Origin of the sequence: Pseudoalteromonas lipolytica (genome assembly GCF_900116435.1) — a bacterium.
Lineage (GTDB): Bacteria > Pseudomonadota > Gammaproteobacteria > Enterobacterales > Alteromonadaceae > Pseudoalteromonas > Pseudoalteromonas lipolytica.
The window spans coordinates 140,739-153,872 of the sequence record NZ_FPAZ01000005.1; the positions used below are offsets into that span (position 1 = coordinate 140,739).

Genomic DNA, 13,134 nt, shown 5'->3' on the forward strand with positions numbered 1-13,134 from the left:
TATTATTTGCTGTTGCTAAGGGTGCACGTGACTCAATCAACCTCCTATTCAGATATTTGTATATTAAGGCTTTCGGCTATTGGTGATGTATGTCACGCGGTGTCGGCGGTGCAAGCAATTCAAAAAGCGCATCCTCATGCGAAAATCACTTGGGTTATTGGTAAAGTGGAAGCGATGCTGCTTGCTGATTTACCGGGTGTTGAGTTTGTTGTATTTGATAAAAAGCAGGGTAAGCAAGCATACAAACAACTTAAAGAAACCTTTAAAGGGCGAAAGTTTGATGTGTTACTTCATATGCAGGTGGCGCTCAGAGCTAATCTTGCTGCACGTTGTATACCTGCTAAAGTTAAAGTGGGCTTTGATTGGGCACGTTCAAAAGAATTACATAGTCTATTTATCAATAAGCGAATTGCAGCTCAAGCAGAAGCGCATGTTCTTGAAGGGTTCCAAGGTTTTGCAAAGGCAATCGGTGTACCAGAGTATGAGCCTAGCTGGCAGATGCCAATAACAGATGCTCATCAACATACGGCAGATACTTTACTCGGTACAGAGCGGTTAGCAGGACGTATTTTTGTTATTTCACCTGCGGCCAGTAAAAAAGAGCGTAACTGGCTTCCTGAACGTTATGCTGCGCTCGCTGATTACGCTCATAATCAAGGATTCTCAGTTGTAATTACGGGGGGGCCAACACCCCTTGAAAATGAACTGGCTGAGCAAATTATTGCGCACAGTCACGTGCCTGTACTCAACTTAGTTGGTAAAACTCAGCTTAAAGAGTTGTTGTGTGTGCTAAAGCGTGCCTCATTAGTGCTTGCGCCTGATACAGGACCTGCGCATATGGCCGTTACAGTGGGTACACCGGTGATAGGTTTATACGCTCACTCAAATCCAAAACGCACGGGGCCTTATTTATATCAAAATTATGTTGTTGAGGTTTATCACCAAAACTTACTTGAGCAAACAGGTAAAACAGCAGACCAGCTGCCGTGGGGGACACGCGTTAAAGGTGCAGATTTAATGGCGCAGATACGTGTTGAAGAGGTTACTTTAATGTTTGATCTTGTTTTATTAAAAGAGCAATTGTGATGAGTAAAGTGCTATTTTTAGACCGCGATGGTGTTGTAAATATTGACCATGGTTACGTATACAAGCCAGATGATTTTGAGTTTGTGCCAGGGGTCTTTACGGCGTGTAAAAAGTTCACTGATGCAGGTTATGAAATTATCATCGTGACGAATCAATCTGGAATTGGTCGAGGCTATTACTCAGAGCAAGATTTTCACCACTTAAGTGAATGGATGAAAAATGAGTTTTTAAAACACGGCGTACACATTCTAGATGTCTATTTTTGTCCACACCATCCAAGTAAAGCGTTGCCTGCCTATTTACAAGAATGTGAATGCCGTAAGCCAGCGCCTGGCATGTTGTTGCAAGCGATTGAAGAGCACCACATAGATCCCGCTCAAAGTATCATGGTTGGTGACAAACTTGGCGATTTACTCGCTGGCGAAAGAGCCAATGTGGCAACGCGTGTTTTAGTGCGCTCTGGACAAAATTATGCAGAGTCAACGGAGCAGCATGCGCACTATGTATGCGACTCGTTAGCTGAATTACCTAATTTGATTTTACACTTACAGCAGGTATGACCAGTTTTTTCCTATCTACCGCGCCTAATTTAGGTTGTGCGACGAACTACAAACAGTGCAATTGTTCGCCTAAGCTTTTACAATAGGCGCAAATTTCACAGTCACAGCTAATCGGCTCTGATTACTTAAAAGATTATTTGGAGATTTCAGATGAGAGCATCTGCGTTTTTCACTCAGCTTCAGCAACAAATAGATGAAGTAAAAGCTGAGGGTTTATACAAAAGCGAACGTGTTATTACTTCACAGCAACAAGCTCAAATTGAAGTTGCATCAGGTGATAAAGTTATCAATTTCTGTGCAAATAACTACTTAGGTCTTGCAAATAGCCCAGAGCTAATAAAAGCCGCACAACAAGGCCTTGACGATCATGGTTTTGGTGTTGCTTCAGTGCGTTTTATCTGTGGTACTCAAGATATTCATAAAACATTAGAGCACAAAATTTCTGAGTTTCTAGAAACAGAAGACACGATCCTTTACTCATCGTGTTTTGATGCTAATGCAGGCTTATTTGAAACAATTTTAGGCCCAGATGATGCCATCATCTCAGATGCGTTAAACCATGCTTCTATCATTGATGGGGTTCGTTTATGTAAAGCAAAACGTTTCCGCTACGCTAATAATGATATGAGCGACTTAGAGAAGCAATTAATTGCAGCTGATGAAGCCGGGGCAAAAACCAAGCTTATTGCCACTGACGGTGTGTTTTCAATGGATGGCGTTATTTGTAATCTTAAAGCAGTATGCGACCTTGCTGATAAATACGATGCATTAGTTATGGTTGATGATTCTCACGCCGTTGGCTTTGTGGGTGAAAACGGTAAAGGAACACCTGAATACTGTGGCGTATTAGACCGTGTCGATATCATTACCGGCACATTAGGTAAGGCGTTGGGCGGCGCATCAGGTGGTTATACATCAGGTAAAAAAGAAATTGTTGAGTGGTTACGTCAGCGTTCACGTCCATATCTTTTTTCTAATTCATTAGCTCCATCAATTGTTACAGCATCAATCAAAGTACTTGAAATGTTGAGTAACGGTGGCGAACTTCGCGCTAAATTATGGGATAACGCTCATTACTTCCGTGAGCAAATGGAAGCAGCAGGGTTTACCTGCGCAGGTAAAGACCACGCGATTATTCCAGTAATGCTTGGCGATGCGAAGGTCGCTTCGATGATGGCTGACAAGTTACTTGCTGAAGGTATCTATGTAACAGGTTTCTCATTCCCTGTTGTACCTAAAGGCCAAGCACGTATTCGTACGCAAATTTCTGCGGCGCATACAAAAGAGCAATTAGACACTGCAATTGCTGCCTTTACCCGTATTGGTAAAGAAATGGGTGTTATCTAATTTTATTTTCTAAACCGAAGCACCTGCTTCGGTTTTTTTAATTGAGTGTAAATCATGAAAGCATTATCTAAATTAAAAGCAGAACCAGGGATCTGGATGACCGATGCGCCAAAACCTGAGGTTGGCCATAACGATCTGCTTATTAAAATCCGCAAAACAGCAATTTGTGGAACAGATGTCCATATTTATAAATGGGATGAATGGGCACAAAACACTATTCCAACACCTATGGTTGTTGGCCACGAATACGTGGGTGAAGTGGTTGATATGGGTCAGGAAGTACGTGGTTTCCAAGTGGGTGATCGTGTTTCTGGTGAAGGCCATATTACCTGTGGTCACTGTCGTAACTGTCGCGCTGGTCGCGTGCATTTATGCCGTAACACAACAGGTGTGGGTGTGAACCGTGAAGGTGCATTTGCCGAATACCTCGTGATCCCTGCATTCAATGCATTTAAAATTCCAGATAATATTTCTGATGAATTAGCATCAATCTTTGACCCATTCGGGAATGCAGTACACACAGCGTTGTCGTTTGATCTTGTTGGTGAAGATGTCCTTATCACCGGGGCGGGTCCAATTGGTATCATGGCAGCAGCGGTTGCTAAGCACGTCGGTGCGCGTCATGTAGTGATTACTGATGTAAACGAGTACCGCCTAGATTTAGCGCGTAAAATGGGCGCGACACGCGCTGTAAACGTTGCGAATGAAAACCTAGAAGATATTATGAAAGAGCTCGGAATGACCGAGGGCTTTGATATTGGTCTTGAAATGTCAGGTGTACCTGTTGCATTCAACAGCATGTTAAATAACATGAATCATGGTGGTAAAGTTGCCATGCTGGGAATTCCACCATCAGATATGGCGGTTGATTGGAATCAAGTTATTTTCAAAGGCTTAATTATCAAAGGTATTTATGGCCGAGAAATGTTTGAAACGTGGTACAAGATGGCGAGTCTAATTCAGTCTGGTCTTGACCTTAATCCAATTATCACGCATCAATTCTCAGTGGATGATTTCCAAGAAGGCTTTGATACAATGATTTCAGGCCAATCAGGTAAAGTAATCCTAAACTGGGATTAATACCGTAGAGTGTGATAAGGCGGCTTTCGGCCGCCTTTTTAGTTTAGAGAGTGTTATGTCATATAAACATATTTCAGTCAGTGAAACGTTTGCATTATTAGATAAAAATGATGTGGTGATTGCTGATATTCGCGACCCTAACTCATTTCAAGCTGGGCATATCCCTGGTTCTGAGCATTTATCAAATGCTAATATCAGTGAGTTTATGATGAACAAAGAGTTTGATCAGCCTATTATTATCGTTTGCTATCATGGCGTAAGTTCTCAAGGCGCAGCAAGCTATTTAGTAGAGCAAGGCTTTGAAGACGTCTACAGTATGGATGGCGGCTTTACAGCATGGCAGACACAACAACCGGAGCACATTGAACGATGATTGAATTGGGCAGCATTAATAATCCTCGCGCCGCGCAAGGCTTTATCGATTACATAAAAAGTAAAGGCTTGCAGGGTGAACTGCGCTCACACGATGGTAAGACAGTGATTATTTGTGTTGCTCCTGAGCATTTTCATCAAGCTCAGCCACTGTGGCAAGCGTTCACCGCGAATCCAAATGACGAAAAGTACCTTCAAGCATCGTGGCAAGTTGGCAGTACTGAGTCGCCGTTGTTATATCAAGGCCAGTCACTTAACCTAAAAGCACGCTTTAAAGCATTGAGCTGGTTAAACCGTACTGTGACCTTAGTTTCAATCGCTATTTTTGTGGCGTTTTTACTGGGTGGGTTTGAAACTCTTTATGGTATGTTGCAATTTAACCCTGCTAAGCCGCTAACCTGGTTTACCCCTGCGATTGTTCATTTCAGCGCTATCCACCTCATTTTTAACCTGATTTGGTGGATGACACTGGGTAATGACATAGAAAAACGCAGTGGTAAATTAACCTTAGTTGGGCTTTTCTTAGTGACGGCATTTATCAGTAATTGGGCACAGTTTTTAGTAGTTGGTCCGAACTTTGGTGGGCTCAGTGGTGTTGTGTATGGTTTGCTAGGTTTCTGTTGGATTTACAGTGTAATGCGACCTCAACAACCCCCGCTTGTTAGCAACAGTATTGTTGGCTTTATGTTGGTGTGGCTAATTTTAGGCTTTGTGGATATGTTGCCGGTTAGTATGGCGAACTGGGCACATTTAGCAGGGCTTATTGCGGGTATGGCTTACGCCATGTCAGATAAATTATTGTCGCGTAAGTAGTTTTATTAAACGTGACGGCCTTTGCCGTCACGTTTAATGGTATAAATACTTAGTAAACAACACTTCACGTACTATTTCTTGTCCAGTCTCTTGCTTTAACAGTGCTTTGAGTTTTTCTGTACAGCGCTTTCTAATTTCTTCACGGCCCGTGAGCGACTTGATATTTTCTTCAGGTTCTTTTGACAGTATCTCGACAATCGCATCACGCAATAGTGGAGTATGGTGCTCAACCACACCAATATCAGAAATATCATTAAGCATTAGATCAACAGTGATCCGTACATAACCCAGTTTTTTATTTCCTTGGCCAATATAATTGGTGATAATGTCAGGCTCAAAACCGAAGTAACCGACATTTGATTCTGCGCGTGTCGAGAAACTTGTCGTAGCGCCAATAACGAGCATGCTAATCAAGTAAATTGATAACAATGACTTTTTCATAGTTTAAGAATATCCCACCTATTCAATGGTTTTTAGTCTATACCCAAATTAACTTAAGATACAGGTTGTTCTCTGTTTTTTAACCCATGTAGAGATTAAATCATGACTTTTTCGAAACGGGTTGCAGTGATATCATTTACGCGGTTTTTAAAATTATTGAGTCGTTGTGATTACATTCCCAGTTTCGTTAGCTGCGCATTGGCAGCCTGCTTCGGCATATCCTCATTTAACGCAACAGCAGCAAGGTTGGTTGCTTGAAGCAGGGTCATTGACGGCCAAGCTTAAGCGTCATTGCCAACACTTTTCGGTTAAAGTGCTCAATGAAGCCCCTTTTGATCTTACAAAGGAGCAACAAGCTTTATTAAATACGCCGTTGAGCCAAGCGCTTAACCGCGAAGTGCTACTATTATGTGATGATAAACCAATGGTTTATGCACAAAGCTGGTTACCCGCAGATGATACCTTAAAAAAGCAGCAGTTGCTAAGTATGGGAACACGGCCATTAGGGGATGTTATTTTTCAAGACCCAAGCTTATCTCGCACAGAGATAGAAGTGGCAGAGTTTAATGAGCAGCACACTATTCAAACTTTATTAGCTGTGCTTGGCAAAGAGTCTAAACCACTGTGGGGAAGACGAAGTGTATTTTCATTGTCAAATGCCCATTTTTTAGTGGCCGAAGTTTTTCTGCCAGAGGCTTATATTTACTTATGAAACTAGCTGCATTAAAAATCGCACACATTCCTTATTACAAACAACTTATGCGAACAGATAAGCCGATTGGTACTTTGCTATTGCTTTGGCCAACGTACTGGGCGTTATGGCTTGCAAATCAGGGAGCACCAAGCTTATTAAATTTTGTGGTGTTTAGTTTAGGGGTGTTTGTAATGCGAAGTGCAGGCTGCGTTATCAATGACTTTGCTGATCGTAAAATTGATGGTTCAGTAAAGCGCACAGCAACGCGTCCCCTAGCCGCAGGGCGAGTGTCCAGTGGTGAGGCGTTGAGCTTATTTGTGTTGTTAATTGCCGTGGCATTTGGATTAGTTTTAATGCTGGGGTGGTCGACGATTTTGCTCTCTTTGGGGGCTCTTGCGTTGGCATTTTGCTATCCGTTTATGAAGCGTTATACCCAATTGCCACAAGTGGTACTAGGAGCCGCATTTAGTTGGGCTATTCCAATGGCATACATGGCCTCAATTGGCTCAGTGCCAATTGAAGCGTGGCTGTTATTTATTGCAAACCTCGTGTGGACTGTGGCTTACGATACCATGTACGCCATGGTTGACCGTGATGATGATTTAAAGATTGGTGTTAAATCAACGGCCATCTTATTTGCACGTTTTGACAGGCATATTATTTTCTTACTGAATGCGCTATTCATTGCGATACTCAGTTACATTGGCATAAGCAATCAGCTTGATATGCCTTATTGGTTAGGCTTAATAGCGGCGATTGGATTTTTACTTTACCAGCAAACGCTTATTCACTATCGCGACAGAGAGCACTGTTTTAAAGCGTTTCTAAATAATCATTACGTCGGGCTGGTTATTTTTATTGGCCTTGTAGCATCCTTGCCATTACCGTTTTGATTATCGCGGTGGGTCGATAATGCCGCTTATTGAGGCATTTTTTCTGAACCAACCAGCAATTGAATAACGCACATCGTCTGCGGGTAATACCTCATGCATAAAGCGTTCGCTTTCAAACATGACTAATGTGCCTGCCTTCGGTTTTATGACCACTTCAATGTCTTTACTTTTAGGTTTATAAATAACCAACTCGCCGCCAGACGCGGGGCTATTTAGGTAGCAAACCGTTGTAAAAATACGGTTTGAGCGTCCTTTAAAGGCATCGTAATGCTTTTTATAAAAGTCACCTTGTTGGTACTTCGCATAGTGGCATTCATAATCAAACAAGCCCAAGAAAAACTCTCTATTTAACTGGGTCTTAATTGCTTCCATGGTCGCGAGATAAGTTATTTGCGCTTGGCTTGAGCTATCAAACCAAAAGGTCTTATCTTTGCGTACCGTTTTATCGATTTGCTGATCGTTTAACCTACCGATACCTGCAACATGAAAATGGGGATTAATTCGGTAACAATCTGCAATTAAATCATTTATCAACTGCTCATCAATTGCGTTTTCAACAATGGCATAACCAGTATGTTCAATTGCATTTAAATAAGTATTGGAAATAAGCTGCGCGGTCATTCATATGCACAATCAAAAAAAGGTGCGTAAGTGTATCTGAAAAAAAATTACATGCACGCTTTTTATGCAGTAAAACAATGAGGATGTATAAGCTGGCCTAACGTAGTCAAGCCAGCTTGATATGTACATTTAGTTGTGGCTAGATAATGCTGTTTTTTCAATAAGATCTAATAAATAACTCACGTGCGAGTTTTCATTAATTTGTTGATTAGTTTGGATCACTAACTGTTCGTGAGCGATTCCTTTATTGGTTTTTAATACTAGCAATTCAGGGTCTGAAGAAACGCTGTTGGCATGCTCAATACTCGCAATCGCAATATGGTTTGACTTTTTCAAGCCTTCCATAACTTGCTCAATACTACCGACCTTAACGCTGGTTGATTTATTGAATGAATCAATTGCTTCGTTCAGCATCGATTGAACCGGCTTCGATTGTGAAAAACAGCTGTACATTGGGTAGTCTGTTAAGTCTTTCTTGCTAATGTCTGTTTTATTAGCAATTGGATGATTTTTTGATACAAATAAAATTAGCTGATCAGGCAAATGGATATCACTACCAATACTATTCATGGCTTGTGAGCAAACGCTGATATCAATTTCACCAAGTTGCAGTTTGCGAATTAACTCACTTTGTTCTTGCAACTGCATTTCAATTTTAACATGTGGATATTGTGCTAAAAATTGCCCACACGACACAGGTACAACTGCACTTGCTTTAGTTGTGTAGCCAATAACGAGCTTTTCGTTTTCACAACCATTTAATGATTCGTATAAACGTTTTTTTGTTTCTTCTAAATTATTAAGAGTTTGTTGTGCGTACTCGAGGAAAAGTTCACCTTCTTTAGTTAGCTTTACAGAACGAGTAGAGCGAGTAACGAGTTCATAGCCCACTTCATCTTCAAGTGTTTGAATGCTACGAGTTAACGCTGAAGTGCTTATCTGAGTTTTTTCAGCAGCTTGGCGGAAGTGTCTGAGTACGCCGAGTGCAACGAATTGTTCAAGTTGTTCAAATCTCACTTTATATAGTCCCTTTTTATTAAGTAAGCCCTTACATTGAGTTAAAACAATTATACCTAACATTGAGTATAGTAAATTATTGTACCCATTTTTAAAAGTGTTGTTTTACAGGTAAGTTACAACTAGTCAGGGTAACGGTCTTTAATCTCCAAGAAAAGTGGTAAATTTTCAAGTAATAAGTCGACTAAAGTTGGATCAAAATGTTTCGAACGTTGATTTTTTATTAGTGCAAGTGCTTCATCGAGTGGCCACGCTTTTTTGTAACAACGGTCACTGCATAGAGCGTCAAACACGTCAGCAAGCGCAGTTATACGACCAACGATATGAATATCTTTACCTGCTAAACCGTGTGGATACCCAGAGCCATCCCACTTTTCATGGTGCTGAAGTGAGATCATTGCACCGCAAGTCATGATCTCGTTACTTGAATTTTTTAGAATTTCATAACCTACTTCAGCGTGTGTCTTCATTATTTCCCATTCTGTATCATCTAATTTTCCGGGCTTATTTAAGATGTTGTCAGGGATACTTATTTTTCCTATGTCGTGTAAGGGGGAGGCAAGCTTGATGATTTCACACTGAAAGGGATTAAGTTTTGATAGTTTTGCAAGTAACTCGCTGTATAACGCGACACGTTTAACATGTGAGCCTGTTTCTTTAGAGCGTTTTTCTACTGCTTCACCAAGAATATAGGACAATTCCTTTTGCGATTCTTTTACCATTTCGCGCAATTTAAGATTGTCATAGGCCAGTGCAATATTGTTTGCATAAAACTCAAGAAGTTGATGATCGGTAGCATGTAATTTACTTCCTTTATTTACATACAGCATAGTTTCAAGGCCTGCTTTGGTTGGAAAGTAACCAATGTAGTCGGTACTTGTTTTTAGTGATGACTTACGATCATGAGCATCAATAAATAAACTTTTAACTTCGTCAGGAATATTATTTTGACTGGGGATAGGCCCAACGCCTGAAGCCGCCAATAATTGAAAGTCTGTTGCAGGAGATGATTGTAAATTAACCGCGGCAGCACAATAAATTTGAGTGTCGTTTATACCCATCACATTTGTCACGTGGCTTAAAATAGTGGATGCAAATTCTTGCACACTGTCGCATTTTAAAAAGTTAGCTGAGGCATTTATGATTTGTTCGAGGCCATGTTTATGGCGATCAATAATTTGGATATCACGATGAGATCTCAGTGCAGAATAGAGCAGTGTTTTAATTTTTATGGCTGTTAATTCGGTTTTGTTTTTGTAATCGTTTATATCGTAATCACGGATAATAGATTCTTCAGGTGCTTCACCTGGTTGTCCGGTACGAAGAATTAGGCGGATATGGTGGTTATCAATGTCGTCCCTAATATACTGAATAAGTTCAAGTCCCGCATGGTTTGTTTCCATGACGACATCAACAAGTGCCACTGAAAAAGGGATATCTTTTTTCAAAAGCTCTTTAGCCTCTGCTGCAGAATAGGCATCGTAGAAGCGTAAGCTTTTATTTTCAAATTGAAAACCAGCTAGTACAAGCTTGGTAACTTGATGAATATCTTCTTCGTCATCAACAACAAGAATATGCCAGTATTCTGGTTCTTCAGTTTGTACGTTATTTTCTTCTAACCGTTCTTCAGAAAATAAAAAATCATCCACACAAGCACCACTTATTGTCGTATCAGGTAACAATAAGTATAGAGGCAGAAATTTACTCTGCCTTATCCACTAAGGGTTTTTTTTCTATATTTCTTAATTCAATTTCTATTGCATCACATGAAATATGAATCTCATATAAAGAGGTAAGAAGCGATAAAGTTAAGCAAGCAAGACTGAGTCCAAATAATATGATGCCTGTTGTATTAAACTCAATAAACAAAGCGAACATTGACAAGGTACACATGAGAAATGATGCCACGCCGTAAACTTGCATTATACGAATCAGTTTAATACGCTTTCTGAGGTTGGCGATTTGTGCAACAACCAAAGGACGAATACTTTCTCCTTCGCGCGCATTCAGTTCTCGAATGAGTTGGGCAAGTACCAAAAAGCGATTGGTGTAAGCAAGTAAAAGTAAAGAAATGGCCGGGAATAACAGCCCAGGCGTTGTTAATGTCATAAGGCTACCTTCAATATAGGTTGTAGCAGGGTCAATTGCTAGGGTAGCTTAGGTTGCTAAAGCTGCAAAGTAAAAGAGAGTAAATTTGCATAAAAATAATTTAAATCAACCAACTACGTCAGAACCTTTTTCATGGGTACGTATCTACCAAGCCGCTAATGGGCTTGAAGCTAATATTATAAAAGGGCTTTTACATACCGCAGGAATACAATGCCAACTGCAAGGTGAGCTTCTGCAAGGTGCAATGGGAGAGATTCCCTTTGAACAAACGGGGGTTGATATTCTTGTTTACGCATTAAAAGAGCGCCATGCACAAGAAATATTGGTAAACTACCGGCAAGTAAAACAATCGGCTCCAGACTGGGTTTGCCCATCATGCAGCGAACTGAATGGCCCAACATTTGAAATATGTTGGTCTTGTAGGACTGTTAAGAATGACGAAAGCGAATAATTTTCAACGCATTAGAGAATTAAACTATTTGCAAAAAGCGGTATTAGGCGGCGCGCTTCTTGAGCGTATGTTGCCTAATTACAGCTTATTTAGTGAAGCAACTGGCTTTGGTGACGCAGCGGTATTTCGCAGCGCACTGAATGTATGCTGGGAAAAAATATTACTGCCAAAAAGTAAGATAAGCCTTGAAAAGCAAATTGAAAAAATTGAGCCTAATGTACCAGAGCTCAGTGACTTTGATATGTTTGGCACTTACCCCGCTATTGACACTGCAACCGCATTATTGGGAATGTTGCACGGTCTGATGGCTAAAGATGACCAAGAGTTTTTAAACATTAGCAAAATTTCACAAGCCTCTGTTGCACGCTTTATTGAATACCAATTAACGGTTGAAGGTGAAGTGGCTGATAACAAATCAGTCCGCGAACACCCGCTAATGCAGTACGAGATGGATGTGCTTGCAGAGCTAATTGATTTTGTTGAGCAAATGGGCCGAATTACCTCAGAAAACGTAAAAGAGCTCAAGCAGCTTGCTATTTCAGACGGTCAAACCAACATTGGTATTGCAATTTAGTGTTCAGTAATGCGTATTTTAGCTGTAAAATACGCGCTTATTTTTCTTGGCGGAGTAATTGATGCGAATTTTAGGTATTGAATCATCATGTGATGAAACAGGTATTGCCATTTACGATGATGAACAAGGCTTATTAGCACATCAACTATACAGCCAAGTTAAAGTGCACGCAGACTACGGTGGTGTGGTACCTGAGCTTGCATCACGCGACCATGTACGTAAAACTTTGCCATTAATCGACGCAGCTTTTGCGCAAGCCGGTTGTGGTCCTGACGATATCGACGGCATTGCTTACACCGCAGGGCCAGGTTTAGTGGGGGCTTTGTTAGTGGGCACCTCTATCGGTCGCTCTCTTGCTTATGGCTGGAATATTCCTGCTGTCGCTGTGCACCACATGGAAGGGCATTTACTGGCGCCAATGCTTGAAGAAGATAAGCCTGAATTCCCGTTTATTGCGCTACTTGTGTCGGGTGGGCACACAATGATGGTGAAAGTGTCAGGGATTGGTGAGTACGAAGTACTGGGTGAATCTGTCGATGATGCGGCAGGTGAAGCATTTGATAAAACAGCGAAGTTATTAGGACTTGATTACCCAGGGGGTCCTCGTTTAGCAAAACTAGCTGAGCAAGGCACGCCTGAACGGTTTGTGTTTCCACGTCCGATGACAGATAAACCTGGGCTTGATTTCAGCTTCAGTGGTTTAAAAACGGCTGCATCGCTTGCTATTCGTGACAGTGCTGATGATGAGCAGACTAAAGCTGACATAGCCCACGCATTTCAAACTGCAGTAATTGATACGTTGATTATTAAGTGTAAGCGTGCCCTTAAACAAACAGGTATTAAACGCTTAGTGATTGCCGGTGGAGTGAGTGCTAACGTTCAATTACGTGCGCAATTAGAGCGTGTAATGCAAGGCATGAAAGGTCGAGTGTATTATCCTCGCACAGAATTTTGTACAGATAACGGCGCTATGATCGCCTACGCGGGCATGCAACGCCTTAAAGCGGGGCAGTTTGCAAGCCTTGATATGAAAACTAAGCCGCGCTGGCCAATCGACTCATTAGAAGCGCTGTAAC

General features: G+C 41.2%; 16 protein-coding genes. 11 read left to right on the forward strand and 5 right to left on the reverse strand.

Annotation, left to right across the window (positions count from 1 at the left end; genetic code table 11):
* Positions 1-27: 27 nt before the first annotated feature.
* The 6 genes from BM378_RS06490 (at position 28) to glpG (ending at position 5,258) form a co-directional block, all read left to right on the forward strand.
* The gene (locus BM378_RS06490; RefSeq protein ID WP_036970965.1) at positions 28-1,086 is read left to right on the forward strand and encodes a glycosyltransferase family 9 protein; all 1,059 of its coding nucleotides are present in this window, start codon (positions 28-30) and stop codon (positions 1,084-1,086) included.
* Positions 1,086-1,646: a D-glycero-beta-D-manno-heptose 1,7-bisphosphate 7-phosphatase gene (gene gmhB / locus BM378_RS06495; protein ID WP_065978004.1), complete on the forward strand. Its 561-nt coding sequence runs from the start codon at positions 1,086-1,088 to the stop codon at positions 1,644-1,646. Before BM378_RS06490 ends, gmhB begins: the two co-directional genes overlap by 1 nt.
* Before the next feature lie 150 nt (positions 1,647-1,796).
* The gene (locus BM378_RS06500) at positions 1,797-2,993 is read left to right on the forward strand and encodes a glycine C-acetyltransferase (protein ID WP_036970959.1); all 1,197 of its coding nucleotides are present in this window, start codon (positions 1,797-1,799) and stop codon (positions 2,991-2,993) included.
* A 54-nt stretch (positions 2,994-3,047) separates the two neighbouring features.
* Positions 3,048-4,073, forward strand: coding sequence for an L-threonine 3-dehydrogenase (gene tdh / locus BM378_RS06505; protein ID WP_036970956.1), 1,026 nt, complete (start codon positions 3,048-3,050; stop codon positions 4,071-4,073).
* Between the two features lie 55 nt (positions 4,074-4,128).
* Entirely contained in the window at positions 4,129-4,446 is a 318-nt protein-coding gene (glpE, locus tag BM378_RS06510) for a thiosulfate sulfurtransferase GlpE (protein WP_065978005.1), read from the forward strand.
* Positions 4,443-5,258 (forward strand): rhomboid family intramembrane serine protease GlpG, encoded by an 816-nt coding sequence (glpG, locus tag BM378_RS06515; protein ID WP_074988848.1) that lies wholly within the window; start codon positions 4,443-4,445, stop codon positions 5,256-5,258. The genes glpE and glpG overlap by 4 nt, the downstream gene beginning before the upstream one ends.
* A gap of 33 nt (positions 5,259-5,291) precedes the next feature.
* Here glpG and BM378_RS06520 read toward each other — a convergent pair whose 3' ends face one another.
* Positions 5,292-5,699, reverse strand: a complete 408-nt coding sequence (locus BM378_RS06520) for a flagellar basal body-associated protein FliL (protein ID WP_036970946.1) — start codon at positions 5,697-5,699, stop codon at positions 5,292-5,294.
* 166 nt (positions 5,700-5,865) lie between these two features.
* Here BM378_RS06520 and BM378_RS06525 point away from each other — a divergent pair, with 166 nt between their 5' ends.
* The gene (locus BM378_RS06525; protein ID WP_065978007.1) at positions 5,866-6,411 is read left to right on the forward strand and encodes a chorismate--pyruvate lyase family protein; all 546 of its coding nucleotides are present in this window, start codon (positions 5,866-5,868) and stop codon (positions 6,409-6,411) included.
* Positions 6,408-7,286, forward strand: a complete 879-nt coding sequence (gene ubiA / locus BM378_RS06530; RefSeq protein WP_036970938.1) for a 4-hydroxybenzoate octaprenyltransferase — start codon at positions 6,408-6,410, stop codon at positions 7,284-7,286. The genes BM378_RS06525 and ubiA overlap by 4 nt, the downstream gene beginning before the upstream one ends.
* On the opposite strand, the gene BM378_RS06535 is transcribed toward ubiA, so the two are convergent.
* The 4 genes from BM378_RS06535 to BM378_RS06550 form a co-directional block, all read right to left on the reverse strand.
* Positions 7,287-7,907 carry a 2OG-Fe(II) oxygenase gene (locus BM378_RS06535; RefSeq protein ID WP_036970936.1) on the reverse strand — a complete coding sequence of 207 codons (621 nt, stop codon included), beginning with the start codon at positions 7,905-7,907 and terminating at the stop codon, positions 7,287-7,289.
* Positions 7,908-8,036: 129 nt separating this feature from the next.
* A complete protein-coding gene (locus tag BM378_RS06540) occupies positions 8,037-8,924 on the reverse strand; it encodes a LysR family transcriptional regulator (protein WP_074988895.1) in 888 nt (295 codons plus the stop codon).
* A 122-nt stretch (positions 8,925-9,046) separates the two neighbouring features.
* Complete coding sequence (locus tag BM378_RS06545) at positions 9,047-10,573, reverse strand: DUF3369 domain-containing protein (protein ID WP_074988849.1); 1,527 nt, start codon at positions 10,571-10,573, stop codon at positions 9,047-9,049.
* A 52-nt stretch (positions 10,574-10,625) separates the two neighbouring features.
* Positions 10,626-11,033: a DUF2721 domain-containing protein gene (locus BM378_RS06550; protein ID WP_036970930.1), complete on the reverse strand. Its 408-nt coding sequence runs from the start codon at positions 11,031-11,033 to the stop codon at positions 10,626-10,628.
* A gap of 85 nt (positions 11,034-11,118) precedes the next feature.
* Here BM378_RS06550 and BM378_RS06555 point away from each other — a divergent pair, with 85 nt between their 5' ends.
* From BM378_RS06555 to tsaD, 3 genes are all read left to right on the forward strand, one after another.
* Positions 11,119-11,484, forward strand: coding sequence for a putative signal transducing protein (locus tag BM378_RS06555; RefSeq protein ID WP_065978009.1), 366 nt, complete (start codon positions 11,119-11,121; stop codon positions 11,482-11,484).
* On the forward strand, positions 11,468-12,058 hold the full coding sequence (locus tag BM378_RS06560) for a YjaG family protein (protein ID WP_036970924.1): 591 nt from the start codon (positions 11,468-11,470) through the stop codon (positions 12,056-12,058). Before BM378_RS06555 ends, BM378_RS06560 begins: the two co-directional genes overlap by 17 nt.
* A gap of 61 nt (positions 12,059-12,119) precedes the next feature.
* Positions 12,120-13,133 carry a tRNA (adenosine(37)-N6)-threonylcarbamoyltransferase complex transferase subunit TsaD gene (gene tsaD, locus BM378_RS06565; RefSeq protein WP_036970921.1) on the forward strand — a complete coding sequence of 338 codons (1,014 nt, stop codon included), beginning with the start codon at positions 12,120-12,122 and terminating at the stop codon, positions 13,131-13,133.
* Position 13,134: the final 1 nt, after the last annotated feature.

Coding starts and splice junctions, on each gene's coding strand:
- gmhB (WP_065978004.1), top strand. CDS start 1,086: ATGAGTAAAGTGCTATTTTTAGACCGCGATGGTGTTGTAAATATTGAC.
- BM378_RS06500 (WP_036970959.1), top strand. CDS start 1,797: ATGAGAGCATCTGCGTTTTTCACTCAGCTTCAGCAACAAATAGATGAA.
- tdh (WP_036970956.1), top strand. CDS start 3,048: ATGAAAGCATTATCTAAATTAAAAGCAGAACCAGGGATCTGGATGACC.
- glpE (WP_065978005.1), top strand. CDS start 4,129: ATGTCATATAAACATATTTCAGTCAGTGAAACGTTTGCATTATTAGAT.
- glpG (WP_074988848.1), top strand. CDS start 4,443: ATGATTGAATTGGGCAGCATTAATAATCCTCGCGCCGCGCAAGGCTTT.
- BM378_RS06520 (WP_036970946.1), bottom strand. CDS start 5,699: ATGAAAAAGTCATTGTTATCAATTTACTTGATTAGCATGCTCGTTATT.
- ubiA (WP_036970938.1), top strand. CDS start 6,408: ATGAAACTAGCTGCATTAAAAATCGCACACATTCCTTATTACAAACAA.
- BM378_RS06535 (WP_036970936.1), bottom strand. CDS start 7,907: ATGACCGCGCAGCTTATTTCCAATACTTATTTAAATGCAATTGAACAT.
- BM378_RS06550 (WP_036970930.1), bottom strand. CDS start 11,033: ATGACATTAACAACGCCTGGGCTGTTATTCCCGGCCATTTCTTTACTT.
- BM378_RS06560 (WP_036970924.1), top strand. CDS start 11,468: ATGACGAAAGCGAATAATTTTCAACGCATTAGAGAATTAAACTATTTG.
- tsaD (WP_036970921.1), top strand. CDS start 12,120: ATGCGAATTTTAGGTATTGAATCATCATGTGATGAAACAGGTATTGCC.